Source organism: Rhizobium tumorigenes, from assembly GCF_003240565.2.
GTDB classification, from domain to species: domain Bacteria; phylum Pseudomonadota; class Alphaproteobacteria; order Rhizobiales; family Rhizobiaceae; genus Rhizobium; species Rhizobium tumorigenes.
Genome location: NZ_CP117255.1, coordinates 1037148 through 1062291, shown reverse-complemented (window position 1 = coordinate 1062291; position 25144 = coordinate 1037148). Strand labels below are relative to the sequence as shown.

At 60.7% G+C, this 25144-nt stretch carries 26 protein-coding genes; 13 read left to right on the top strand and 13 right to left on the bottom strand.

Annotated features, from left to right (window positions below; genetic code table 11):
* Positions 1-171: 171 nt before the first annotated feature.
* Together gatA and gatC are read right to left on the bottom strand one after the other, a co-directional pair.
* A complete protein-coding gene (gene gatA / locus PR017_RS05260; RefSeq protein WP_111220621.1) occupies positions 172-1653 on the bottom strand; it encodes an Asp-tRNA(Asn)/Glu-tRNA(Gln) amidotransferase subunit GatA in 1482 nt (493 codons plus the stop codon).
* Positions 1654-1713: 60 nt separating this feature from the next.
* Positions 1714-2001, bottom strand: a complete 288-nt coding sequence (gene gatC / locus PR017_RS05255) for an Asp-tRNA(Asn)/Glu-tRNA(Gln) amidotransferase subunit GatC (RefSeq protein WP_111220620.1) — start codon at positions 1999-2001, stop codon at positions 1714-1716.
* Between the two features lie 248 nt (positions 2002-2249).
* Between gatC and PR017_RS05250 the strand changes: the two genes are divergently transcribed.
* Together PR017_RS05250 and PR017_RS05245 are read left to right on the top strand one after the other, a co-directional pair.
* Positions 2250-2678, top strand: coding sequence for a hypothetical protein (locus PR017_RS05250; RefSeq protein WP_133255595.1), 429 nt, complete (start codon positions 2250-2252; stop codon positions 2676-2678).
* A complete protein-coding gene (locus PR017_RS05245; protein WP_161959331.1) occupies positions 2675-3100 on the top strand; it encodes a M48 family metallopeptidase in 426 nt (141 codons plus the stop codon). The genes PR017_RS05250 and PR017_RS05245 overlap by 4 nt, the downstream gene beginning before the upstream one ends.
* Before the next feature lie 56 nt (positions 3101-3156).
* Here the strand turns inward: PR017_RS05245 and PR017_RS05240 are convergent, their stop codons facing one another.
* On the bottom strand, positions 3157-3867 hold the full coding sequence (locus PR017_RS05240) for a metal-dependent hydrolase (RefSeq protein WP_111220618.1): 711 nt from the start codon (positions 3865-3867) through the stop codon (positions 3157-3159).
* A gap of 126 nt (positions 3868-3993) precedes the next feature.
* On the opposite strand from PR017_RS05240, the gene ruvX reads away from it, so the two are divergent.
* On the top strand, positions 3994-4488 hold the full coding sequence (gene ruvX / locus PR017_RS05235; protein ID WP_111220617.1) for a Holliday junction resolvase RuvX: 495 nt from the start codon (positions 3994-3996) through the stop codon (positions 4486-4488).
* Here the strand turns inward: ruvX and PR017_RS05230 are convergent.
* The 3 genes from PR017_RS05230 to PR017_RS05220 all read right to left on the bottom strand — a co-directional run bounded on the left by PR017_RS05230 (position 4425) and on the right by PR017_RS05220 (position 5691).
* Positions 4425-4757, bottom strand: coding sequence for a DUF6105 family protein (locus PR017_RS05230; RefSeq protein ID WP_111220616.1), 333 nt, complete (start codon positions 4755-4757; stop codon positions 4425-4427). The genes ruvX and PR017_RS05230 overlap by 64 nt on opposite strands.
* On the bottom strand, positions 4754-4924 hold the full coding sequence (locus PR017_RS05225) for a hypothetical protein (RefSeq protein ID WP_164498241.1): 171 nt from the start codon (positions 4922-4924) through the stop codon (positions 4754-4756). Before PR017_RS05225 ends, PR017_RS05230 begins: the two co-directional genes overlap by 4 nt.
* A 104-nt stretch (positions 4925-5028) precedes the next feature.
* The gene (locus PR017_RS05220) at positions 5029-5691 is read right to left on the bottom strand and encodes a TetR/AcrR family transcriptional regulator (protein ID WP_111220807.1); all 663 of its coding nucleotides are present in this window, start codon (positions 5689-5691) and stop codon (positions 5029-5031) included.
* Between the two features lie 86 nt (positions 5692-5777).
* Between PR017_RS05220 and PR017_RS05215 the strand changes: the two genes are divergently transcribed.
* Positions 5778-5924 (top strand): PIN domain-containing protein, encoded by a 147-nt coding sequence (locus tag PR017_RS05215; RefSeq protein ID WP_425070015.1) that lies wholly within the window; start codon positions 5778-5780, stop codon positions 5922-5924.
* A gap of 11 nt (positions 5925-5935) precedes the next feature.
* Here PR017_RS05215 and PR017_RS05210 read toward each other — a convergent pair whose 3' ends face one another.
* From PR017_RS05210 to PR017_RS05190, 5 genes are all read right to left on the bottom strand, one after another.
* Positions 5936-6553 (bottom strand): GNAT family N-acetyltransferase, encoded by a 618-nt coding sequence (locus PR017_RS05210; RefSeq protein WP_111220615.1) that lies wholly within the window; start codon positions 6551-6553, stop codon positions 5936-5938.
* Positions 6554-6591: 38 nt separating this feature from the next.
* The gene (locus PR017_RS05205) at positions 6592-8250 is read right to left on the bottom strand and encodes an acyl-CoA dehydrogenase family protein (RefSeq protein WP_111220614.1); all 1659 of its coding nucleotides are present in this window, start codon (positions 8248-8250) and stop codon (positions 6592-6594) included.
* A gap of 498 nt (positions 8251-8748) precedes the next feature.
* Positions 8749-9246 (bottom strand): hypothetical protein, encoded by a 498-nt coding sequence (locus tag PR017_RS05200; RefSeq protein ID WP_111220613.1) that lies wholly within the window; start codon positions 9244-9246, stop codon positions 8749-8751.
* A gap of 77 nt (positions 9247-9323) precedes the next feature.
* Positions 9324-10319 carry a hypothetical protein gene (locus PR017_RS05195; RefSeq protein WP_111220612.1) on the bottom strand — a complete coding sequence of 332 codons (996 nt, stop codon included), beginning with the start codon at positions 10317-10319 and terminating at the stop codon, positions 9324-9326.
* A gap of 735 nt (positions 10320-11054) precedes the next feature.
* Positions 11055-11177 carry a hypothetical protein gene (locus PR017_RS05190; RefSeq protein WP_279619511.1) on the bottom strand — a complete coding sequence of 41 codons (123 nt, stop codon included), beginning with the start codon at positions 11175-11177 and terminating at the stop codon, positions 11055-11057.
* Positions 11178-11211: 34 nt separating this feature from the next.
* Between PR017_RS05190 and PR017_RS05185 the strand changes: the two genes are divergently transcribed.
* The 4 genes from PR017_RS05185 to dprA are packed head-to-tail and all read left to right on the top strand — an operon-like array spanning position 11212 to position 15248.
* Entirely contained in the window at positions 11212-12153 is a 942-nt protein-coding gene (locus tag PR017_RS05185) for an aspartate carbamoyltransferase catalytic subunit (RefSeq protein WP_111220610.1), read from the top strand.
* Positions 12150-13439, top strand: a complete 1290-nt coding sequence (locus PR017_RS05180; protein WP_111220609.1) for a dihydroorotase — start codon at positions 12150-12152, stop codon at positions 13437-13439. The genes PR017_RS05185 and PR017_RS05180 overlap by 4 nt, the downstream gene beginning before the upstream one ends.
* Positions 13440-13486: 47 nt before the next feature.
* A complete protein-coding gene (plsY, locus tag PR017_RS05175) occupies positions 13487-14092 on the top strand; it encodes a glycerol-3-phosphate 1-O-acyltransferase PlsY (RefSeq protein WP_111220806.1) in 606 nt (201 codons plus the stop codon).
* A 4-nt stretch (positions 14093-14096) separates the two neighbouring features.
* The gene (dprA, locus tag PR017_RS05170; protein ID WP_111220608.1) at positions 14097-15248 is read left to right on the top strand and encodes a DNA-processing protein DprA; all 1152 of its coding nucleotides are present in this window, start codon (positions 14097-14099) and stop codon (positions 15246-15248) included.
* Here the strand turns inward: dprA and PR017_RS05165 are convergent.
* Complete coding sequence (locus PR017_RS05165; protein WP_111220607.1) at positions 15222-15434, bottom strand: hypothetical protein; 213 nt, start codon at positions 15432-15434, stop codon at positions 15222-15224. The two genes, dprA and PR017_RS05165, sit on opposite strands and share 27 nt — an antisense overlap.
* Before the next feature lie 256 nt (positions 15435-15690).
* On the opposite strand from PR017_RS05165, the gene topA reads away from it, so the two are divergent.
* From topA to rpmG, 5 genes are all read left to right on the top strand, one after another.
* Positions 15691-18378, top strand: a complete 2688-nt coding sequence (topA, locus tag PR017_RS05160) for a type I DNA topoisomerase (RefSeq protein ID WP_111220606.1) — start codon at positions 15691-15693, stop codon at positions 18376-18378.
* Positions 18375-20765: a ribonuclease R gene (gene rnr / locus PR017_RS05155; RefSeq protein ID WP_111220605.1), complete on the top strand. Its 2391-nt coding sequence runs from the start codon at positions 18375-18377 to the stop codon at positions 20763-20765. Before topA ends, rnr begins: the two co-directional genes overlap by 4 nt.
* A 28-nt stretch (positions 20766-20793) precedes the next feature.
* Positions 20794-21249, top strand: a complete 456-nt coding sequence (locus tag PR017_RS05150; protein ID WP_111220604.1) for a DUF983 domain-containing protein — start codon at positions 20794-20796, stop codon at positions 21247-21249.
* Between the two features lie 243 nt (positions 21250-21492).
* Complete coding sequence (locus PR017_RS05145; protein ID WP_111220603.1) at positions 21493-22677, top strand: MFS transporter; 1185 nt, start codon at positions 21493-21495, stop codon at positions 22675-22677.
* 93 nt (positions 22678-22770) lie between these two features.
* Positions 22771-22938, top strand: a complete 168-nt coding sequence (gene rpmG, locus PR017_RS05140) for a 50S ribosomal protein L33 (protein WP_111220602.1) — start codon at positions 22771-22773, stop codon at positions 22936-22938.
* Positions 22939-23767: 829 nt separating this feature from the next.
* Here the strand turns inward: rpmG and PR017_RS05135 are convergent.
* Positions 23768-25138 (bottom strand): PleD family two-component system response regulator, encoded by a 1371-nt coding sequence (locus tag PR017_RS05135; protein WP_111220601.1) that lies wholly within the window; start codon positions 25136-25138, stop codon positions 23768-23770.
* Positions 25139-25144 lie beyond the last annotated feature (6 nt).

The window sequence follows — 25144 nt, the reverse complement described above, 5'->3', positions numbered from 1 at the left end:
AGGTCATGGCGCGCGTGTACATGAAGGCACTTTGCCAGGATGCCGAGGGCGTCCATAAGTTCCGGCAGGTGCGGAGCGCTCCATACCGACGGTTTTCAGTTCATCCATTGCGGACGAATGTCGCATCGACACCACGATCTCCGACCGTGAAACCGAGTTTCATTCAGACTCTCACCACCACTTGGCGGGCGTGAATTTGCCGGCTGCTTGCTCGATGACATGGGCGGTCTTGAACAGAGTTTCCTCGTCGAACGGCTTGCCGATGAGCTGCAGGCCGAGCGGAAGGCCCTTGGCGTCAAGACCGGCGGGGACGGCGATGCCCGGCAGGCCGGCCATGTTGACGGTCACCGTGAAGATGTCGTTGAGGTACATCTTGACCGGGTCGGCGGCCAGTTCCTCGTCGGCAATGCCGAAGGCAGAGGACGGCGTGGCGGGCGTCAGGATGGCATCGACACCGGCATGGAAGGCATGTTCGAAGTCGCGCTTGATGAGCGTGCGGACTTTTTGCGCCTGCAGGTAATAGGCATCGTAATAGCCGGCCGACAACACATAGGTGCCGATCATGATGCGGCGCTTGACCTCGGTGCCGAAGCCGGCAGCGCGGGTCTTTTCGTACATGTCGAGGATGTCCTTGCCGTCGACGCGCAGGCCATAGCGTACGCCGTCATAGCGGGCAAGGTTCGACGAGGCTTCGGCGGGAGCGACGATGTAGTAGGCCGGCAGCGCGTATTTGGTGTGCGGCAGCGAGATATCGACGATCTCGGCGCCGGCATCCTTCAGCCAGGCAATCCCCTTCTGCCAAAGGGTCTCGATTTCGCCGGGCATGCCCTCGACGCGGTATTCGCGTGGAATGCCGATCTTCATTCCCTTCAGCGACTGGCCGAGCGCTGCCTCATAGTCCGGGACGGGCAGATCGACCGATGTCGTGTCCTTGGCGTCAACAGATGCCATCGACTTCAGGAGTATGGCGGCGTCGCGCACGTCCCGGGCTATCGGGCCGGCCTGATCGAGCGACGAGGCGAAGGCGACGATGCCCCAGCGCGAGCAGCGGCCGTAGGTCGGCTTGATGCCGACGGTGCCGGTGAACGCGGCGGGCTGGCGGATCGAGCCGCCGGTGTCGGTGGCTGTTGCGCCTGCGCAGAGATGAGCGGCAACGGCGGCAGCAGACCCGCCGGAGGAGCCGCCGGGGACCAGCTGCCGGTCCGAGCCCGTGGCGCGCCAAGGGTTGATGACCGGGCCGTAGTAGGAGCTTTCGTTCGACGATCCCATGGCGAATTCATCCATGTTCAATTTACCGAGCATGACGGCGCCGTCGTTCCAGAGGTTCTGGGTGACGGTCGATTCGTAACGCGGCTCGAAGCCGTCGAGGATGTGGCTGCAGGCCTGGGTGTGGACGCCTTCCGTACCAAACAGATCCTTGATACCGAGCGGAATACCTTCCAGCGCACCGGCCGAACCGGCAGCGATGCGAGCGTCGGAGGCCTTGGCCATCTCCAGGGCCTTGTCGGGTGTCACCTTGATGTAAGCGTTCAGTGCGCCATTGGCCGCGTCGATGGCCGCGACGTAGGCGGTCGCAAGCTCGGTCGCGGTGATCTCCTTGCCACGCAGCTTGTCGCGGGCTTCGGCAATGCTCAGGCTGGTCAGTTCGCTCATGATCGGTTCACTTCAGGTCTGGAAAAGCTGCGTCGGATGGATCGGAACGGCGGGATGTGCCTATTCGACGACCTTCGGAACAAGGAAGAAATTGCGGTCTGTGAGCGGCGCATTGGCGACGATATCGTCAGCCTTGCTGCCGTCCGTGACGGCGTCTTCGCGCTTCTTCATGGCCATCGGGGTGACCGATGTCATCGGCTCGATGCCTGTCACATCGACCTCGGAAAGCTGCTCGACGAAGCCGAGTATGCCGTTCAGCTCGCCGACCATGCGGTTGGCCTCGTCCCCGGTAACGGCGATGCGGGCAAGGCGCGCAACGCGCTTAACGATGGCAAGATCGACGGACATGGCATTCTCCGGCTGGGATATTTTCTACCCGCTATAAAGCCCCCCTCGGACCTTCGCAACTGCCAAAGGCCGCGGCATACCGGCAAAATCCCTGCATCATCCGCTATCAGCGACGAAAACGGCACGAAGATAACGTTGAGGGGCTTTTTCCGGCTTTCCACGTCTCGTGACCTATCGTTTTCCCGGATCTTAAACTATTTCAAAATTGCGAATAGTTAAATTCGATAGTTGTATTTGGAGAGAGGTAGATGGATTTCAAAGTTTCAAAAGTCAGGCACCCCAAGGAAAAGTTCTACGGTTCGGTGATACTGGTCTCCGGCATTATTGGCTGGCTGATTGCCGTTGGAGCCATCCTGTTTGCAGCACAGAAAAACCCTGCGGTTCTTGTCATGGTGCTGATTTATATCGGAGGTTTTTGGTTTGCCGGGTATATCGTTCGTGCGCTATTGCGCGCCCATATGATGGGCCACTATGTCATGGTCAGCGAGCAGCAGTTTCCGCATCTTCACAAGATGGTTGAAGATGGCGCCAGGTTGCTGGGACTAAATGAGCCTAGACAGTGCTTTGTCTACAACTCAAGCGGCGTCATGAATGCCATGGCGCTGAAGCTGGTCGGGCGGACACGTTACATCTGGCTGACGTCGCAGCTGATGACGCCGACGACGAAGACCAGGTGAAATTCGTCATTGGGCACGAGCTCGGCCACCATGTCGCCGGCCATCTCAATACGATTTCCGTGCTGCTGCATCTGCCGGGACATCTTGTGCCATTTCTGGGCCAAGCTTACTCGCGCGCTCGGGAGCTGACATGCGATCGTATAGGCCTCGTCGTCTCCGGTGACCTACGTGCTTCACGCACAGCATTGCAAATGCTTGCCTGCGGTAGTGCACGGCTGAATGCGCAGATGAACCCGGCCGCGTTTGAAGCGCAGGAGCGAATGGTGCCGTCCACCGCCGGCTTCATCCTGCACATCTTTTCGCACTACCCTCGCCTCACCCGCAGGGTAAAAGCACTGGGCGAGTGGTCGCCGGATGCCAATAATTCGGCTGCGTCCCAGCTTCGGCAGTCGGCAATCCGGGTAGAGCCCCAACTGAGCTGAGGCTCACCCCATCAGTCTGAGATATGCCGGATACCGGCATATCTCATCGTCGAACCTCAGAAGGTCAGGACCTCGCCGACCTTCGGCACGACGACCTTTGCGGATGCGCCCTCCATGGCGGTGACGAACTTTTCGGCCGTCGCGTCGATGATCGGGAAGGTGCCGTAGTGGCAGGGGATCACCGACTTGAAGTTGAAGAAGCGCTGGCAGGCAAGCGCAGCCACGGCACCGCCCATCGTGTAGCGGTCGCCGATCGGCACCAGGCCGATTTCAGGCTGGTGCAATTCGTTGATCAGCGCCATGTCGCCGAAGATATCGGTATCGCCCATGTGATAGAGGGTCGGCGCGTCATCGAAATGCAGGACGAGGCCGTTCGGATTGCCAAGCGCGTGCGAGACGCCGTCTTCCGTCTGCTGGGCAGAGGAGTGCAGCGCATTGGTGAAGGTGACGGTGAAGCCGTCGAAGTGGATCGTGCCGCCGGTGTTGCCGGATTCGATCTTCTCGACACCTTTGCCGCCGAGCCAGGCTGCGAGATCGGCATTGGCAAGAACGGTGGCGCCGGTGTCCTTGGCAATCGCTGCCGTGTCGCCCACGTGGTCGGCGTGGCCGTGTGTCAAGAGGATATGGGTGACACCCTTGGAAACGTCGGCAACCATCAGGCCGGCTGCTGAGAAGGACTGGTTATAGCTGAGGAACGGGTCTATCAGGATCGTTGCCTTGGAAGTCTCGATGCGGAATGCGGCATGGCCGAGCCAGGTGACTTTCATGGGGTAACTCCGTGAATGAGGGATGCAAATTCGGACCTTGATGGTAAGGACACCAGCGACATAGCCCAAAAGGCAAAAAATGACAGTGATCCGCCACTCAATTTCTTTTGACGAGACAATATCCCGATGACAGTCCTCACCATCGAAGAACTGGCGGAAACCCTGCTGCCGAATCAGGCAATTGCAGGCCTCGACCTCGGCACGAAGACCATCGGGCTGTCGATGTCGGATATCGGGCGACGACTGGCGACGCCGCGTCCGGTGCTGCGGCGGGTGAAGTTTACGCCCGATGCTGCGGCACTGCTGGCGTTCGCGGAGAAGGAAAAAGTAGCGGCGTTCATCATCGGCCTGCCGGTCAACATGGACGGCTCGCAGGGGCCGCGGGTCCAGGCGACTCAGTCTTTCGTGCGGGCTATGTCGGACAAGACCGCCTTGCCCTTCGTCTTCTGGGACGAGCGTCTGTCGACGGTCGCAGCAGAACGTCAGCTGATCGCCATGGATGTTTCAAGGGCAAAGCGTGCAGAGCGCATCGATTCGGCAGCGGCCAGCTTCATTCTTCAGGGCGCGCTCGACAGGCTGTCTTCGCTGTCCCGCAGACGATTGCCGGGCCTTGAGGCCTGACGCGCCTGCCACCAGGCTACAATCAGCTTGCGCTTGCGAAAGCCGATCAGCGCGAACACTACAAGACTGTCGATGATGATAGCGCGCAGCACCAGCGGTGGGATCGATTCCGGTGGTAGCCCGAGGACTTTCCCGTAGACCTGAAATGTCAGGTCATGAACCTCGCGGGTGTACATGAATATCCCGAAGCTGATGTCGTAGTAGGACAGCCAGTACCAGCTGCCGAGGAAAAAGATCGGCCCGCCCCAGAACAGCAGAAACCATTTCATGCGGCCTCTCCCCGATATGCAATGCCATTGCCGCTGGTAAGGACCAGCTCGCTCACCAGCGCCAGCGAGCCCAGAATCACTGCTGGCACCGCCATATTGAGCGCCAGTACGGCGAAAAACACCATTGAAATCAAAAATAAAGCGGCTTTCGCCGGTTTTGCTGTCATGGCCACACTGGTTAACAATTGATGACCGCGCCACCTTGTGCCGTCAGCCGGCCCCCCGCAACGTAAACCATTCGTTAAGGTTAACGGCCTGTGGAGAACTTGCCTCAGCCGTAGACGGCGCGGACGATGCGCTTCAGGCCGGTGGCTGCCTTGTCCCAGTCCTTCTCGCTTCTCAGCGACAATCCCGCACATTGGCCGCCGATGGCGGCCGAGAGGACCAGATGCTGGATGGCTGCGAGAATGATGGCGTTGACGGCAACCGCATCGACGCCCTTCGGCGGCACAAGCGATCCCCGCATCCGGTCGATCCAGGCGGCCAGCGCCTTGGAGCGCGCCTCGGACAGTTTTCGTACCTGTTCCGTCTGTTCCGACACCTCCCAGGCCACGATGCGACGCATCAGCGGATCGGCGCGCAGGGCATCCAGGAAAAGCAGCGCCAGCCGCTCCATGAGGTCGCCGTAGGTCAGCATGAACATGCCGCCGCTATCGTCTGGGATACGGTCCCTCACCCAGCTGCCGAGATCGGCACCGATGGCCTCGACCAGACCGTCGAGCCCACCATAATAGCGGTAGATCAGTTGCTTGTCGCAGCCGGCGCGACGGGCCACGGCATTGATGCCGAACGCCTGGAAGCCGTGTCCGGCAAGGAGTGCCTTGGCGGATTCGAGGATATTGCGTTCGGTTGCGGGCCGGTTGCGCAGCGGCTTTATCGGCTCGGAGAGAGCCGCATTCGTGGGTCTCTCTAGAACAAGGACCGAATCTGCCATATCGTTTTTGCGTGTGGTCATCGCCAGTGACTATCAGCCGGTCATTTCGCCGACAACGCAGGGCTTTTCAAAGGTTGTGGATAGCGTTGCGTGAAAAGGGCATCACCATCCGCAAGTCAATCGATCTCATCACAGGCACGTTCTGCATAGAAGAGGGCCATAGCCTTCTGCATCACGATCGCGATTTCGCTCCCATGCGGGACCATCTCGGCCTGAAAGTCGTGACGCACTGATTTTCGTGCAATCAAAGCCTACGCCCGAACCACACTGTGGTTTCGGAAAGCGGCGCTACGGGTGGGGATAATTGCGCAAATCTGCGCTTCGGCCAGAAGCGCGAGGCACCGTGGTTGGCAGTGTTGGTTCCCAGGTGGATGCCGCTGACGCCGGCCTGTTGGGCCATCGTGATCCAGCGGTCGAGAAGCGCTGTGCCAATTCCCTGCCGCTGCAGGCGCGGCAGAAGGTTCATGTGCACATGCGCCGGATAGGGTTCGATGAGGCTTTCGGGCGTATGGCGGAGGTGGTGGATCATGAAGCAGCGGCGCTCGTCGGCGTTCCATTGCGACGATGGACCGCTCGGCTCCGGATAGATCGCACGAAGACCAGGCCACCAGTCCTGCTCGAGCCTGTCCTCGAAGGCGGCTGTTTCGAACACGCCGAGGATATAGCCGCCGACACCCTCCTCGTCCTCGGCGACGAGCACGGTTTCCGGACTGAACTTCGCATAAGGGCCAACGTAGATATGCCCCATCAACCGACCATCGATGTAGAGGTGCCAGGCATCGCTGCCGGCATGGCCTGTCGCGAGCGAGATCGCGTAGAGGCTGTCGATATCCGAGGGACGAAAGCTGCGAAGCGTAACCACATGTCCCCCTTGCGTTTCGATGCGAGCCGAACTCTCCGTCAGGTCGCGGGTGGATAGAGCAGATCGACGATGTAGCTGGCGTCGAAACGGCTGTCGAGCATGCCGTAGGTCGAGCGCCAGCCGCCGGCCAGACGTGTTTCGATGAAGGCATCGGCCACCTTGCCGGCACCGAGCCGGTAAAGTTCGGCGGCGGCGGCAGCCAGTGCCAGTTGTTCGATCAGAAGCCGGGCAGCACCCTCGTCGCGCTCGCAGAGCGCCATGGCGGCACGCAGCACGGCGATGGTCTTCTTGCCGGCCGGGCCGAGATCGCGGGCAAGTCCGGCGAACACCGTTTCGAACAGGTCTCGACCACGGTTGAGGACGCGCAGGAGATCGAGCGCCATGACATTGCCGGAGCCTTCCCAGATGGCGTTGACCGGCGCTTCGCGGTAGTGGCGGGCAATGGGACGTTCCTCGATGTAGCCGCTACCGCCGATGCATTCCATCGCCTCGTAGATCAGCGCCGGGGCGATCTTGCAGCACCAGTATTTGGCGACCGGCGTCATCACCCGGGCATAGGCTGCGTCGTCGGCGCTGTCGCGGGCCTTGTCGAAGGCCTCGGCCAGACGGAACGAAAGGGCAGTCGCACCTGCGACGTCGAGCGCCATGTCGGCGAGCACGCGCGTCATGATCGGTTGGGTCACCAGCGGCTTGCCGAACACGCTGCGACCGCGCGCATGGTGCACCGCCTCGGCGAGCGACGCGCGCATGATGCCCGAAGACGCCAGCGCACAATCGAGCCGCGTCAGGGTCACCATGTCGAGGATCGTTCGGACGCCGCCATCGGGAGTGCCGAGCAGGAAGCCGAACGTATCGGTGAATTCAACTTCGGCGGACGCATTCGAGCGGTTGCCGATCTTGTCCTTCAGGCGCTGGAAATGCAGCCCGTTCGCCGAGCCGTCCTCGAGCAGCCGTGGCACCAGGAAGCAGCCCAGCCCGTCGCCCGTCTGGGCGAGCATGACGAAGGCATCGCTCATCGGCGCCGACAGGAACCATTTGTGGCCGGAGAGCCGATAAATGCCCTCCCCCACCCGCTCGGCCGACGTGACATTGGCGCGCACATCCGTGCCGCCCTGCTTTTCCGTCATACCCATGCCGATGGTGACGGCGGATTTCTGCATGGCCGGCTTGTTGGTGGAATCATATTTCCGCGACAGGATTTTTGGCGCCCAGTCCTTCTGGACCGCAGGGGCAGCCATCATCGCCGCCACCGAGGCGCTGGTCATCGTCAGCGGGCAGAGATGGCCGCATTCTAGCTGCGCTGTCAGGTAGAAGCGCGCGGCTCGCACCTTGTGCGCCTGGTCCTTGGCCTCGACATCCGCCTGCGGATCCCAGATCGAGGAATGAAGCCCCGCCGACATCGAGCGGCGCATCAGCGCATGCCAGGCCGGATGGAACTCTACGATATCCAACCGTTCGCCGCGCGGACCATGGGTCTTCAGCTGCGGCACGCCTTGGTTTGCCATCCGGGCCAGTTCCTGCGCCTCATGCGACGTCACGAAACGCCCCATCTGCTCGAGGTCTTCGCGAATGCTGCGCGGCAGATTGGCCGTCAGATCGACGATCAGCGGATCAGAACGATAGGCATTGATGCCGGACCACAGGCTCGGCTGGTTCAGATCGGTCAACGGGTCTTCGTTCCGGGGCGCTTGGGTCATGATTCGCTTCTAGCCGAAGTCACCTATGGTGGGAACGTCCAGAGGCGAGATTCATGGCGATGTACACAGTGGGGGTACAGTGTGGGGGTCCGTTGCAGCAATTCGGCGTCAGGAATGCGGAAACTCCCTTGTCTGGGGTATGGAAGTGTTTTGGCATGAGAGGCGACACTGTTTGGACTTAAGATGAGGAAATGCGCTGGAATTTCATGACAAGAATTGGATTATTTGCCCTGCAAGTGCTCGCATCGGCGCATTTCTGATTGACGTCGCGGCTCAAAGTACGTGGGTGCGGAGTGGCTGAGATTTTGACGGAAGAAGGTGCGCTAGCTTGACTGGAGGCGTTGAGCGGCTGGGCGGCTGTGGTGACAGCGTTACCGACAGGGTACGACCTGAAAAGCAGATGGACGACGCCGGCCAAGAACACTTTAAACTCCAATACCCTAAACTCATGCGGAATTCCGTATCCAGCATTCGCCGGGAAGAACATTTGCAACGCTGCTACGAGCGTTTCTCTGGCCCTTGTAATTCCTGCAATGAAACGACTTTACCGAAGTCAGGATGGGTGGCGAACGCTTGTTTCGTCTGGCTGGCGGCGGGAACGTTGGCATCTACTTTGGAGCGCGCTTCACTTACCGCAATTTCGTAGCGAACCTTAAGCGACCGACGGAGGATCGCGGGTATCTGGCCAGCACGCCAGATGACCAGGCCTGTTGCAGCGCATACGATCGCTTGACCTGCACGCGGTAAGATTTCAGATGTAAGGTAGGGAACCCGCGTCATGAAAGCGGCCGGCTCGATCAACAGCGACAACAGCGCACCGACAGCCACGATCACGCATCCGAAGATGAAAAACAGCGCGTCAATCGCAGCCTGCAACTCTTTTTGCAGTTGATTCACCGCGTGAACCGATCTTCCTGCCGCGCTCATACTATTTATCAACAACGAGACAGTAGGCAGAATGCTCGCTGCGAAAAGCCCAAGGATCGTTACAAGCATGCGTCCGGCATCGCTGGAAATAGTTCCCGGCGTCAGTGTCGCGCTAGCTCCCACCAACGCGACTACTGCGATTGTTTTTATGTATCGAACCGACAATCTATCTTTCCCGCTGCCGCCCATTCCCGTAAGGCGTTCACAATCTGTTCCATAGCATTAGCAGGGTCCAAAAGCGATTGATTTGTCGTGACAGTGCGCTGAACCGAGAGCTTTACGACACCATTTTTCTCGCTACCATCGCCTCGCAAACCGAGATCTGCCGGATCAATGTTGCGAAGTGCTTCGTTAATGGTTGCTCTCGAAATTGGCTTGCGCTTCCGTTTTTCCTTGATGAAAACTCGAAAGAAACCTTCAATCCAGCCGTCATCTGGAACTTCAGCGCGTAAACTTTCGATCGCTTCAGTGCTCCAACCGAGTGTAGCAAGAACGTCGAACACCGTCGCTCCTCGCTCGCTCGCCAAGCCCGCTTCCCGTGCCATCATCTCATCGACAGCACCTTGCACCGCGGCCGCATGCCGTCCAAGGTTGGGTTTGGCGGTCACCACCATCTCAGTGGATTCAGCGAGTTCTTTTCCGTCGCCCGCCATGAACTTGCCGTTCAAGATCACCGCCTGCCCAGCCTCCAGTTCGCCGGCGCGCTGCAGTAGCGCCGTCAGGTATCTTTCCAATGTCCTTCCCCGAACTTGTGCCCCCTCGATCAGACCAACGTGATTGCCCACTACAGCGAAGTATAACGCGCCCTTCAGGACGCGCGCCGTGTCGCCCACATTTAGGCTTTGAACCAAGTATTCGGAGGTGTCGTCCTCAAGGGACTGCATGACAGCGTGCACGTCGGCCCCCTCCTGCAGATGAATCAATTGACCGGCGAAGACAGGGCCCTTCCAACTGTCTGGATCGGATACCTTGTTCAGAATGACAAAGCTGTGATCCTGATCGAGATCCAGGATGCGATGCTTGGCGTTGTCGGCCCAACCGCGCCTATTCAAGACGTCAACCAGCATCGGTTTGAGTTCAATACCCTCCCAGAGTCCATCCGTCTTCAATTGGCGGTATTGGATTGTTGTCTTTGCTGGCATTTCTCTTCCCTTCATTGACGGTCAAATCAATCAGAGAGTGAGAAGTTTGTCGAGAGCCTGCCATTGACATCGACTTGAAGTTGCGGTGGTTCTCTTATCTGGAGGATGGAGCTAAGTGAGCGCATTTGACGCAGATGCAGTAAAGTTGAATTGGGTGCTAGGCCAGACGGCAACTCCGGTCGCCATCCGCCTGGGAAAAGGACAGAAACTGCAGGTCAAGGTGCCCTACGCTGCTGACAACCGGAGTTGGTTGCAGGGTGAAAAGCGCACTCCGCCAATCTGGGCTCCGAATATAAAGCGCTGGTTGCTGCCTCAGGCTTGGTTCAATGACTTCATCAACAATGCGTTGCATCGGTATCGGCGCGTCTATGTCGTCCAGCCCTATCACGAGCACGAGGTGTGTGCGCCTGCCTGCTGGGATGCACTCGGTCACGTATGCCAGTGCTCGTGCATGGGTGCGAACCATGGCGGCGGCAGGGGTAGCGGGTGGTTCGTCGCCTCCGAAACATTCGCAGTTCGATCAGGCACCAGACTCCTGGCCTGTCGTTTAATGACGGCTAAGTGACTCGGAGCAAATATGTTCTTGCGGCAATGAACTGCCCGATCGATTTAGCCAAAAGAGCTATTCCCGGATCTTGAGAAGGGCAAGCGGAGGTGTCGGCGGATGCATGGTTGTGATTGTTAAATCGAATTGGCAGGTTCGAGGAAGCGGAGTCCACTACCGGGCTGTCGATATCAAGCGCCGCCGATACCAACCCGCTTTTCGACGCACCAGACAACCACCATAAACATGTTGCCGAAGCCGCCTCGCCCGGCCTGAACGTTTCGAACCGCCTTGCCCCCTCGCCGCGCGCTCATTATAGAGCCCCTGACGACATCCGAGGGCGCCCGCATGGTCTTTTTCCCCCACCGCCACCTTATCGGCATCAAAGGTCTCACCGAGCAGGATATCACCTATCTTCTCGACAAGGCTGACGAGGCGGTGCAGATCAGCCGCCAGCGCGAGAAAAAGACGTCGACGCTGCGCGGGCTGACCCAGATCAACCTTTTCTTCGAGGCCTCGACGCGGACGCAGGCGTCGTTCGAACTCGCCGGCAAGCGGCTCGGCGCCGACGTTATGAACATGTCGGTGGGCAATTCGTCGGTGAAAAAGGGCGAAACCCTCATCGACACGGCGATGACGCTGAATGCCATGCGCCCGGACGTGCTGATCATCCGTCACTCGAGCGCCGGTGCCGCCGCCCTGCTAGCACAAAAAGTCTCCTGTGCCGTCGTCAATGCCGGCGACGGCCAGCACGAGCATCCGACCCAGGCGCTGCTGGACGCGCTGACAATCCGGCGCGCCAAGGGCAAGCTGTCGCGCATCATCGTTGCCATCTGCGGCGACGTGCTGCATTCGCGCGTCGCCCGCTCCAACATATTGCTGCTCAACGCCATGGGCGCCCGGGTGCGCGTCGTCGCGCCGGCGACGCTGCTGCCGACCGGGATGGCAGAGATGGGCGTGGAAATCTGCCACTCGATGAAGGAAGGCTTGCAGGATGCAGACGTGGTGATGATGCTGCGCTTGCAGCGCGAGCGCATGTCCGGCGCCTTCGTGCCTTCGGTGCGCGAGTATTTCCATTTCTACGGCCTCGATGCCGAGACGCTGAAGGCTGCAAAGGAAGACGCACTGGTGATGCATCCGGGGCCGATGAACCGCGGCGTCGAAATCGCCTCCGAAGTGGCCGACGGACCGCAGAGCGTCATCGCCGAACAGGTGGAAATGGGGGTCGCCGTCAGGATGGCCGTCATGGAGACGCTGCTTGTCTCGCAGAACCAGGGGCCGCGCGCATGAACACCATCGTCCTCACCAACGTCCGCATCATCGACCCCTCGCGCCAGCTCGACGAGACCGGCACCGTTATCGTCGAGAACGGCGTCATCGTTGCATCCGGCAGGCAAGCCGATGGCCTGCCGTTTCCGGCAGGCGCCACCGTGCGCGATTGCGCCGGGCTGATAGCGGTGCCCGGCCTCGTGGATGCCCGCGTGCATGTCGGCGAACCCGGCAGCGAGTACCGCGAGACAATCGCCTCGGCCAGCCGCGCTGCCGCAGCCGGCGGCATCACCTCCTTCATCATGATGCCGGATACCGATCCGGTGATCGACGACATCGCGCTGGTCGAATTTGTCAAGAAGACCGCGCGCGACAAGGCCGTCGTCAATGTCTATCCCGCCGCCGCCCTCACCAAGGGACTGGCCGGCACTGAAATGACCGAGATCGGCCTGTTGAGGGAAGCCGGCGCCGTGGCCTTTACCGATGGCCATGCCAGCATCCACGACGCGCAGGTGCTGCGCCGGGTGATGACCTACGGCCGCGAGTTCGGTGCTGTAATTGCCTCCGTGCCGCGCGACGAACATCTCGGCGCAGAGGGCGTCATGAACGAAGGCCTGTTTGCCAGCTGGCTCGGCCTGTCGGGTATTCCCAAGGAAGCAGAACTCATCCCGCTCGAGCGCGACCTCCGGATCGCGGCACTGACCCGCAGCAACTACCATGCCGCGATGATTTCGGTGCCTGAGTCGGCCGAGGCGATCAGGAACGCCCGGAAACGCGGCGCCAGGGTCACCTGCGGCATCTCGATCAACAATCTGGCGCTGAACGAGAACGACATCGGCGAATACCGTACCTTCTTCAAGCTTTATCCGCCGCTGAGACCCGAAGATGACCGGATGGCGATGATCGAAGCGCTCGCCGATGGCACGATCGACATCATCGTTTCCTCGCACGATCCGCAGGACGTCGACACCAAGCGGCTGCCTTTCGCTGAAGCGGCGGACGGCGCGATCGGGCTGGAGACCATGCTGGCCGCGGCCCTGCGCCTCCACCACAGCGGCCAGGTCAGCCTGATGCGGCTGATCGATGCCCTCTCGACGCGACCGGCCCAGATCTTCGGGCTCGATGCCGGCACGCTCCAGCCGGGCGCGAAAGCCGATATCACGCTGATCGATATCGACGAGCCTTGGCTTGTCGCCAAGGACATGCTTCTGTCGCGCTCGAAGAATACACCGTTCGAGGATGCCCGGTTCAGCGGCCGGGCGGTAGCGACCTATGTGGGGGGCGCACTGGTCTATTCGCTGAACTGAAAACGGCCGGAAAAGCCGGACTATAGGGGGACGATTTGAACGACATCATGAACTGGCAGATCACCGTGCCGCTAGCGCTAACAGCCGTTGCTGTCGGCTATTTGCTGGGCTCCATCCCCTTCGGGCTGGTGTTGACCCGCATGGCCGGGCTCGGCGATGTCAGGTCAATCGGCTCCGGCAGCATCGGGGCAACCAATGTGCTGCGCACCGGCAGCAAGAAGCTCGCCGTCGCAACGATGCTGCTCGATGCTCTCAAAGGCACCCTCGCCGTATTCGTCTGCACGCGGCTTTTTGGCGCAGAGGCCGGCCTGCTTGCGGGCTTTGCGGCGTTCATCGGCCATATCTTTTCGGTCTGGATCGGCTTCAGGGGCGGCAAGGGTGTGGCAACCTATATCGGCATCCTGCTGGCGCTGGCGCCGGTTATGGTGCTGCTGTTTGCGGTCGTCTGGCTCACTTGCGCCTTCCTCAGCCGGTACTCGTCGCTGTCCGCACTGGTTGCAACACTTGTCATTCCGGTTGCGCTGTGGATAGTGGGACCCGACAAGATTGCTGCGGCGATGACGCTGATGAGCCTCATCTGCTGGTGGAAACACAAGGCCAACATCGCCAGGCTGACTGCAGGGACGGAAAGCAAGATCGGATCCAAGGGGTAGGTTCATGGCCACGGACAGCGCAAGACGGTCTGGGATTGCGCTGACGGAAAAACAACGGATTGCCTGGCTCAGGCTGATCCGCTCCGACAATGTCGGGCCTGCCACCTTCCGCGACCTCATCAACCACTTCGGCTCGGCTGAAACCGCGCTCGCGATGCTGCCGGAATTGTCGCAGCGCGGCGGCGCAACGCGGGCTATCCGCATCTGCAGCGAAAGCGATGCCCTGCGCGAACTTGAGATTGCCGAGCGCTTCGGGGCGCGCTTCATCGGCGTCGGCGAACCCGACTATCCTCCGGCGCTGCGGCAGATCTATGGGGCACCGCCGCTGATCGCGGCCAAGGGCAATCTTGCCACCGGTACCAAGCCCGTGGTGGGTATCGTCGGCTCGCGCAATGCGTCGATCAGCGGCGCCAAGTTCGCGGCGATGATCGCGCGGGACTGCGGTCGTGCCGGCTATGCGGTGATCTCGGGGCTGGCGCGCGGCATCGATACGGCTGCCCATCGGGCCAGCATCGAGACCGGTACCATCGCGGCGCTGGCCGGTGGACTGGACCAGCCCTACCCGCCCGAAAACGTCGGATTGCTCAATGAAATCTGGAACGGCGATGGCATGGCGCTGAGCGAGATGCCATTCGGCTGGGAGCCGAGGGCCCGCGACTTCCCCCGTCGCAATCGACTGATCGCTGGGGCCGCGCTGGGTCTGGTGGTCGTCGAGGCGGCGACACGCTCCGGCTCGTTGATCACGGCGCGGCTTGCCGGGGAATTCGGGCGGCTGGTGTTTGCCGTGCCCGGCTCGCCGCTCGATCCGCGCTGTCAGGGAACGAACGGATTGCTGAAGGATGGCGCAATGATCGCCACCAGCCCCGGTGATATCATCGAGGCTCTGGCGCCACTGTCGGAGATCGACCTGTTCGCGACGCCGATGGCAGAGGAGCCTGGCGAGGATCCCGGCAAGCCGATGCTGCTGCCGCCCGATGACAACGACCGCGCCCGCATCGTCGATTCGCTCGGGCCGACACCGGTCGAGATCGACGATATCATCCGCCACACGGTGCTGGCGGCGGCGTCAGTCTATCTTGTCCTGATCGAACTGGATCTCGCCGGACGGTTGCATCGACACCCCGGCGGGCTAGTGTCGCTCGCCATGCTGGATTGATGCAAGTGGCCGATGGCCGGCCTGGAGGTCGCCGGCCTCGACGTAGGCCATCTCCAGAAGGTAGCACAGAAGATCGGCACGTTCCCTTTCTGCCACCTGCCGCAACTCGCCCAACATCTGGCGGATGAATGCAAAGCTTTCCATGGAGGTTTGCCCTCCCTTATTTTTCACAGGTTTGGACGTCATTTCGTCTTCCCGTCGCAAGGGTGTATCACTGCATGGACTGTCTCTATCTCTGCATAACAAAGACGATAAAGCATTTATCTATAATTGCAATACGTTTAATATCTCGCAAAGGTTGCGTCACGTTGCAGGCGGCAAAAATGCACCGTCCCTCTTGACCGCAGCGATTTCACTGTCCATGTCGAGGGGCCGGGAAGTGAAGATTGCCCGGACACCCGCCTGTTTCTCCTCAGCGCGACCTCCTAATTAGAGAATGATCATGAATGTTGTAGTGGTAGAATCGCCTGCCAAGGCCAAGACGATCAACAAATATCTGGGACCCAACTACAAGGTCCTGGCGTCTTTCGGTCACGTGCGCGATCTGCCCGCCAAGGATGGTTCGGTTTTGCCCGACCAGGACTTCGAGATGCTCTGGGAAGTCGACGCCGCCTCGGCCAAGCGCATGAAGGATATCACGGACGCGATGAAGACGGCCGATGGCCTGATCCTCGCGACCGACCCTGATCGCGAAGGTGAAGCGATCTCCTGGCATGTGCTCGACCTTCTCAACAAGAAGAAGGTGATTGGCACCAAAAAGGTGCAGCGCGTCGTCTTCAACGCCATCACCAAGAAATCCGTTCTCGACGCCATGGCCAACCCGCGCGATATCGACGGACCGCTGGTCGACGCCTATCTGGCGCGCCGGGCCCTCGACTATCTCGTCGGCTTCAACCTGTCGCCGGTGCTATGGCGCAAGCTGCCCGGCGCCCGCTCTGCCGGCCGCGTGCAGTCCGTGTCGCTGCGTCTGGTCTGCGACCGTGAGTCCGAGATCGAGCGGTTTGTTTCGGAAGAATACTGGAACCTCTCGGCGCTGTTGAAGACGCCGCGCGGCGATGAATTCGAAGCCCGTCTGACGGTTGCCGACGGCAAGCGTCTGCAGGCACGCTCGATTGCCAATGGCGAACAGGCCGGCAATCTCAAGACATTGCTCGAAGGTGCCAGCTATGTCGTCGACACCGTCGAGGCGAAGCCCGTCAAGCGCAACCCGTCTCCACCGTTCACCACCTCGACGCTGCAACAGGCCGCTTCTTCCAAGCTCGGCTTTTCCGCATCACGTACGATGCAGGTCGCGCAGCGGCTGTATGAGGGTATCGACATCGGCGGCGAGACCGTGGGTCTCATTACTTATATGCGTACCGACGGCGTGCAGATGGCGCCGGAGGCAATCGATGCGGCGCGCAGCTCGATCGGCAGTCAGTTCGGCAATCGCTACCTGCCGGAAAAGGCTCGTTTCTATTCGAGCAAGGCAAAGAACGCCCAGGAAGCGCACGAGGCCGTGCGTCCTACCGACTTCGAACGCATTCCCGATCACCTGCGCAGCGCCCTCGATGCCGACCAGCTGCGTCTCTACGACCTTATCTGGAAGCGGGCGATTGCCAGCCAGATGGCTTCTGCCGAGATCGAGCGGACGACCGTCGAGATTCTGGCAACCAACGGCGACGACAAGGCCGGCCTGCGGGCCGTTGGCTCCGTCATCCGCTTCGATGGCTTCATCGCTGCCTATACCGACCAGAAGGAAGACGGCGAGCAGAGCGATGACGGTGAAGAAGACGGCCGCCTGCCGGAGATCAACGCCCGCGAAAACCTCGCCAAGCAGAAGATCAACTCGACGCAGCATTTCACCGAACCGCCACCGCGCTATTCGGAAGCCACGCTTATCAAGAAGATGGAAGAGCTCGGCATTGGCCGGCCTTCCACCTATGCCGCAACGCTGGCAACCTTGCGCGACCGCGACTATGTGACGATCGACAAGCGCAAGCTGGTGCCGCAGGCCAAGGGCCGGCTGGTCACAGCATTCCTCGAAAACTTCTTCACCCGCTATGTCGAATACGACTTCACCGCCGATCTCGAAGAGAAGCTCGACCGGATCTCGGCCGGCGAGCTTAACTGGAAGGACGTGCTGCGCGAATTCTGGACGGCTTTCTTCGCCCAGATCAACGACACCAAGGAACTGCGCGTCACCAACGTGCTCGATGCGCTGAACGAGGCGCTGGCACCGCTGGTGTTTCCGACGCGCGAAGACGGCAGCGATCCGCGCATCTGCCAGGTCTGTGGCACCGGCAACCTGTCGCTGAAGCTTGGCAAGTATGGCGCCTTCGTCGGCTGCTCGAACTATCCGGACTGCAATTTCACCCGCCAGCTCTCGTCTGAAGGCGGCACGGATGCGGAATCGACCGGCCTAAGCGAGCCGAAGGCGCTCGGCAAGGACCCGGTGACCGAGGAAGAGCTGACACTGCGCTCCGGTCGCTTCGGCCCCTACATCCAGCGTGGAGAGGGCAAGGAAGCCAAGCGCTCGTCGCTGCCGAAGGGTTGGAAGCCCGAGGATATCGACTACGAGAAGGCGATGGCACTGATCGCGCTGCCGCGCGATATTGGCAAGCATCCGGAAAGCGGCAAGATGATCTCGTCCGGCCTCGGCCGCTACGGACCATTCCTGCTGCACGACGGCTCCTATGCCAATCTCGAGACCATCGAGGACGTATTCACGGTCGGTCTCAACCGCGCCGTCACGGTGCTCGCCGACAAGCAGGCCAAGGGCCCAAGCGGTCGCGGCACGCCGGCAGCGCTGAAGGACCTTGGCGACCATCCGGACGGTGGCGGCAAGATCACCGTGCGCGACGGCAAGTATGGGCCCTATGTCAACTGGGGCAAGATCAACGCGACGCTGCCGAAGGGCAAGGATCCGCAGAGCGTCAGTGTCGAGGAAGCGCTTGCCCTGATCGTCGAGAAGGCCGGCAAGCCTGCCAAGCCGAAAGCTGCCGCCAAGGCCAAGGCCGCACCGAAGGCGAAGGCAGCAACGAAGACCGCTGCCGCATCGGCAAAGACGACCAAGACCGCCGCCAAGCCGGCAGCCAAGGCCAAGACCAAGCCAGCCGCCAAGAAGACAGTGAAGAAGGCAGCAGAGTGAGCAGAGAACCGCGCAGCAGACCGTCGCCCGTCGAACGTCGTCTCGGCAAGCCCGTGCGTGCCGCCAAGGCCGGCGCGGTCAAGAGTGATGTTACGGCGCCAGCCAGGGACACGATCGTCCAGGGTGTATTGCCGCCGCGCGAAGTCATCCTGCGCTTCATTGCCGACCATCCACAGCAAGCCTCCAAGCGCGAACTGGCCAAGGCCTTCGGGCTGAAGGGCGAGCAACGCGTCGAACTGAAAAACCTGCTGCGCGACCTCGAAGAGGACGGCATGGTGCAGAAGAACCGCAAGTCGCTGATGCGGCCAGGCGCTCTTCCCCCCGTGACCGTGCTCGACATCACCACCCGCGACAAGGACGGCGAGCTGATCGGCCGCCCGGCGGAATGGCCGGAGGATGCCGGCGTCGCGCCGGCCGTCGCCATCCGCCAGACATCATCGCCGGCCGGTCGCAACGGCAAGGGCAAGGCACCGGTGGCCGGCATGGGCGACCGGGTGCTGGCAAAGATCTTTCCGGCCGGAGACCGCGGCGGACCGGCCTATACGGCGCGGATCATCAAGGTTCTCGACCGTCGCCGCAGTGCTGCTCTCGGCGTTTTCCGAGAGACGCCCGGTGGTGGCGGAAGGCTGATGCCGGTCGAGCGGCGCGGCGAAGAAATGGTCATCGATCCCGAGGATGTCGGCACCGCCAAGGATGGCGACCTGGTCGAGATCGAAGTTGCGCGTCTCGGCCGCTTCGGCCTGCCGCGCGCCAAGGTCCTGTCGGTACTTGGCTCGATCGGCTCGGAAAAGGCAATCTCGATGATTGCCATCCATGCCCATGGCATCCCCTACATCTTCCCGCTGCCGGTGCTAGCCGAGGCCGACGACGCCAAGCCAGCGACGATGAAGAGCCGCGAAGACTGGCGCAACGTGCCGCTGATCACCATCGATCCGGCCGACGCCAAGGACCACGACGACGCCGTATATGCCGAGCTGGACCCTTCTCCCGACAATGTCGAAGGCGTCATCGTCAACGTCGCAATCGCCGACGTCTCCTGGTATGTCAGGCCGAATTCCATGCTTGACCGGGAGGCACAGAAGCGCGGCAACTCGGTCTACTTCCCCGACCGGGTGGTGCCGATGCTGCCGGAGCGGATCTCCAACGATCTCTGCTCGCTGAAGGAAGGCGTCGACAGGCCGGCGATCGCCGTGCGCATGGTGTTTTCGCGCGAGGGCCGCAAGATCGGCCACACCTTCCACCGTATCATGATGAAGAGTGCGGCCAAGCTCTCCTACCAGCAGGCGCAGGCGGCGATCGACGGGACGCCTGACGACCAGACAGGCCCGCTGCTGGAACCGATCCTCAAGCCGCTCTACCATGCCTATGGCGTGATGAAACGCGGCCGTGACCGCAGGCAGCCGCTGGAACTCGACATGCCCGAGCGCAAGATCCAGCTGAAGCCGGATGGGACAGTCGACCGCGTCGTCGTGCCGCCGCGGCTGGATGCCCACAAGCTCATCGAAGAAATGATGATCCAGGCGAACGTCGCCGCTGCCGAGACGCTGGAAAAGCAGCGGCAGCCGCTGGTATTCCGCATCCATGACGGCCCGTCGCTTGCCAAGCAGGAGATCCTGAGAACATTTCTTGCGACGCTCGACATTCCGCTCGCCAAGGGCGGCAACATGCGCGCCAACAATTTTAACGGCATTCTTGCCAAGGCAGAAGGCACGCCGCACCAGACAATGGTCAGCGAGATGGTGCTGCGCTCCCAGAGCCAGGCGATCTACAGCCCGGAGAATATCGGCCATTTCGGCCTTAACCTGATGAAGTACGCCCACTTCACCTCGCCGATCCGCCGCTACGCCGACCTTATCGTCCACCGCGCGCTGGTCGGTTCGCTCGGGTTTGGCGAAGGCGGCATCACGCCGGAGCAGGAAGCCGGTCTCGACGACATCGCGGCGGAAATCTCGACCTTTGAGCGGCGCGCCATGGCGGCCGAGCGCGAGACCGTAGACCGCCTGATTGCCCATCACCTCAGCAACCGTGTCGGCGAAGAGTTCGACGGGCGCGTCGGCGGCGTTACCAAGTCTGGCCTGTTCATCGCACTGCCGGAATTCGGCGCCGATGGCTTCATTCCGATCTCGACGCTCGGCAACGACTATTACATCTATGACGAGGCGCACCAGGCGCTGGTCGGCGACCGCACAGGGCTTGGCTATCGCCTTGGCGACAGCGTCAAGGTGAAACTGGTGGAAGCGGTGCCGCTGGCAGGCGCGCTGCGCTTCGAGATGCTGAGCGAGGGACGCGAACTGCCGCGTGGCATGCGTTCGTTCCATAAGTCTGGACGCGGCGGCACGCCGGTGCGCAAGAAGCCTGGGACGAGGCCACCGCGCGGACGGAAATAGCTGCTGGAGGGCGGCTGGAGGAGGAGTGATGACAGCAAGCGGTTCGACACCCGTCATTCGCTATGGCGGACCTGAAAAAACCGAGCGCCCGCTCGGCCAGGCTATCCTGCGCGGCGCCTGCAGCCGTTGCCCCAACTGCGGCCGTGGAAAGCTTTTTCGGGCGTTTCTGAAGCCGGTGGATAGCTGCGCTGTCTGCGGCGAGGAAATGTTTCACCACCGCTCCGACGACCTGCCACCCTATCTCGTCATCCTCGTGCTCGGCCACGTTGTCGTCGGCGGATATATGATATCGGACACGATGCACCATCTGCCGATGTGGGCGACGCTTTCCATATGGGCGCCGATCACCGTGCTGACGGCGCTTGCCGTCATCCAGCCGATCAAGGGCGGCGTGATCGGGCTGCAATGGGCTCTGCGCATGCACGGCTTCGGTGGCCACGACGACCAGCCGGACGAATTCGATGAAGGCAAAGGCACCGGGTAAGGCTGCAGGACGCCGAGACAAGCCGAAACGGCAGGGTTTTCCCCACCGGACCTGACATCATCACCGGCCATGGGTTGACATGGAGGCTAATTCTTGTCTGAACATTGCCGGCATTGTCGGGCATGCTCCGGCCGCTGCGATCGACCGGAGGCCCCGGAATGTGGCGCTCTGGATTAGCCGGCAAGAGGCCTTTCTCAATTCTGCGACGCGGACGTCTCGTTCGCTCCATGCTAAGGATCAACCATGACTGAACCGACGAACGGCAAGGTCGGCCATGTCGAAGAAATTCACTGGCCCTCGCTTTTCGCCGCGATCTCGTCGATTTCGGCCGTTGGCATTGCCATCGGTCTCGGCCTGCCCCTTTTCAGCATCATCCTTGAAAAGCGCGGTATCTCGTCGTCGCTGATCGGCCTCAACACAGCGATGGCAGGGATCGCGGCAATGATCGCCGCGCCCATCACCACACGGCTGGCGCACCGCTTCGGCGTTGCCTCGACAATGATGTGGGCGGTATTTCTCTCGGCCGTCAGCGCTGTCGGCTTCTACTATGCGACGGCCTTCTGGATGTGGTTCCCGCTGCGGCTGGTCTTCCACGGCGCGACCACCACGCTGTTCATCCTTTCGGAATTCTGGATCAACGCCGCCTCCCCCCCGGCAAGGCGCGGCTTCGTGCTCGGGCTCTACGCCACAGTCCTGTCGCTCGGCTTTGCTGCAGGACCGCTGATTTTCTCCTTGGTCGGCAGCGAGGGTATCCTGCCCTTCCTGATCGGCGCGGTCGCCATCCTGGTTGCCGCCATCCCGATCTTCATTGCCCGCAATGAAAGCCCGGTGCTGGAAGAAAAGCCCGAGATGCATTTCATGCGCTATGTCTTCCTGGTGCCGACGGCCACCGCTGCCGTGTTCGTGTTCGGAGCGGTCGAGGCAGGCGGCCTGTCGCTGTTTCCGATCTATGCGACGCGCTCCGGCTTTACCGAATCGCACGCCGCCTTGCTGCTGACAATGATGGGCATCGGCAATGTCGTGTTCCAGATCCCGCTCGGCCTGCTATCGGACAAACTGGCAGACAAGCGGCCGCTGCTGGTCATCATGGCCTGCATGGGCCTGGTCGGCGCGCTCGCGCTGCCATGGGTGGTCGGCAACTGGATGATAACCGCAGGCCTGCTTCTTTTCTTCGGAGGATGCGTCTCCGGCCTCTATACGGTAGGCCTCAGCCATCTCGGATCCCAGCTGACAGGGCCGGATCTTGCCGCTGCCAATGCCGCGTTCGTGTTTTGCTATGCAATCGGCACGGTCGCCGGCCCGCAGGCGATCGGCACAGCTATCGACGCCGCCGGCACCGATGGATTTGCTTGGGCAATTGCCGGTTTCTTCGGGCTTTATGTGTTGCTTTCCGGGGCCAGACTGCTGTTCCTGGGGAAGAGGGGTTGACTTTTCGGGCGCGATTTGTAATTTCGCGCCATAATTTGCCGTGGACCGCAACCGGCCGTCCACGGCATCATTTTTCTTAAAGGCAGGACGACCATGGCCAAGGCAACAACAATCAAGATCAAGCTTCTGTCGACGGCCGACACCGGCTTCTTCTACGTCACCACAAAGAACAGCCGCACGATGACCGACAAGATGAACAAGACGAAGTACGACCCGATTGCTAAGAAGCATGTCGAGTTCAAGGAAACCAAGATCAAGTAAGATCACTATGGTTTTCAGGTTCTAGAAGGCGCACCTGCAGGGGTTGCGCCTTTTTTAATGCCAGCAGATCAAAAGTCCGATATTGCCCACAAGATCCCCGCGTGATAAATTATATATCTCTAATATGATGCTTCGAAGTTCGACCGGCGTTAATGGTCAGTTCGGGCTGTCATTATAGAGAACGCCGCTCTTCCGGCGGGAAAGAGCGGCGCTCACTAGGGGTCGGACGGATGCAAAGCGGTACGAGGAACCGCAAGGCATGCATCCGACCGACCGACCCCACGAACCAGGTGATGCGGCGGACCTGAGCATCATGGGGTATTTCTGCCCGGCTGGACGATGTTCGACATCGGCAAACTCGCTTAAAAGTCGGTTAAAATCAAGAAGTCTTCAATGTCAAAAGAGGTCAGACTGATTCTATGGTTAAATAGGGCGAGGCAGAAACTTGCGGAACGCGAGGCGATGTTTGGATTAAACCCGAAAATACTGAAAATCGTCAGTTTAATTTCAGTTTTGACTTAATCGCTCTGTCCGAAATTTGGGTTACCTCGAACGCCCCTCTACGAAGACTTCAGCATGAAGCCAAATTTACGTCCGCATAACGAGAAAAATCACGCTGCGATACTGTGATTGTTTCAATATATCCGAACGGATTATTCAATAAAAATTCAACCTCTTTCCATTTTATAAATAAAATGACGCAGATCTACTTAAGAAGCTTTTGCGAAAGAATCCTGCAAGCTCTACTTTTCAGATATTAAACTTTTGTAATGGCCGCTCGAAACAGCTTACGGGGACATCCACTGGCACTGCCAGAATCGATGCAGGCCTAGGCGGCTGCAGCGACCACGCGGTTTCGTCCACCGTTTTTCGCCTCATAGAGGGCGCGGTCGGCTTGCTTCAGCAGTTCGTCAGGCCCATCGAGCGATGTCTCGCGGGATGAAATGCCGAAGGAAGCCGTGATGGCAATCGTCTGGCCGGTGCCGCGCAGAGTGAACGGTGTGCTTTCGACGGCTGAACGAAGTCGTTCGGCAATAGCGGCTGCGACCGGCGCCGATGTATCCGGCATAACGACCACGAATTCCTCACCGCCGAAACGGCAGGCGAGATCGGCGCCACGCACGGTGGAGCGTACGCGGGCGGCAAACTCCCGCAGGACCTGATCGCCGGCATCATGACCGTAGAGGTCATTGACGGCCTTGAAGCGGTCGATGTCGGTGATGAGGATCGAAAGCGGCCTGGCGCGCTGGACGGATCGCTTGAAGAGAATGGCCAGGTGGTTGTCGAGATAACGCCGGTTGTGCAGCCCCGTCAATGCGTCGGTAACGGCAAGCTCGATGGTTTCCTGGACGCTCGCGCGCAGGCGATCATTGTAGCGCTTGCGCTTGATCTGCGTCAGGCAGCGAGCCACGAGCTCGTTGGGATCTACCGGACGGACGATGTAATCGTTGACACCGAGCTCGAGTGCCCGGACGGTCATCTCGTCGGCACCTTGATCGGTGATCAGCAGCACGGGTAGAAATCGCGTCCGCTCCAGCGAGCGCAACTGTGAGCAGAGGCGCAGCGGGTCGTAGTCATCGAAATTGGAATTGACGATCACCAGTTCGAATGAGCTTTCCGCGGCTTCGAACAGGGCCGCCTGGGCGTCGGACATAGCCACGACATTGGCAATGGGCTTCAAGGCGCGCACGATGCGCTCCTGCGAATTGGCGCGGCCGTCGACCAGCAGGACCTGCGCGATCTCCTCGCCCTTGCCCTCGCCGATCCTGCCATCCTCGAAGCCGAGCGTGCGTGCGGTCTCGGCACGCGAGCGCAGTTCGTCACTCAGGGTCTTCAGCCGCAGCAGGCTCTTGACGCGCGAAATCAGCTGGAGGTCATTGACCGGCTTTGTCAGGAAGTCGTCAGCACCGGCCTTGAGGCCGCGAACACGGTCCGCCGGCTGGTCGAGCGCCGTCACCATGACAACAGGGATATGGGCAACCTTCGGATCTGCCTTCAGCCGCTCGCAGACCTCAAAGCCATCCATGCCAGGCATCATGATGTCGAGCAGAATGAGATCAACCTGGGTAGTGTCGCAGATGGCCAGCGCGTCCTTGCCATTGTCGGCGGTCAGCACTTCGAAATACTCGGCCAGAAGCCTGGCTTCGAGAAGCTTCACATTCGCCGGAATATCGTCAACAACCAGAATTCGCGCGGTCATATGGCC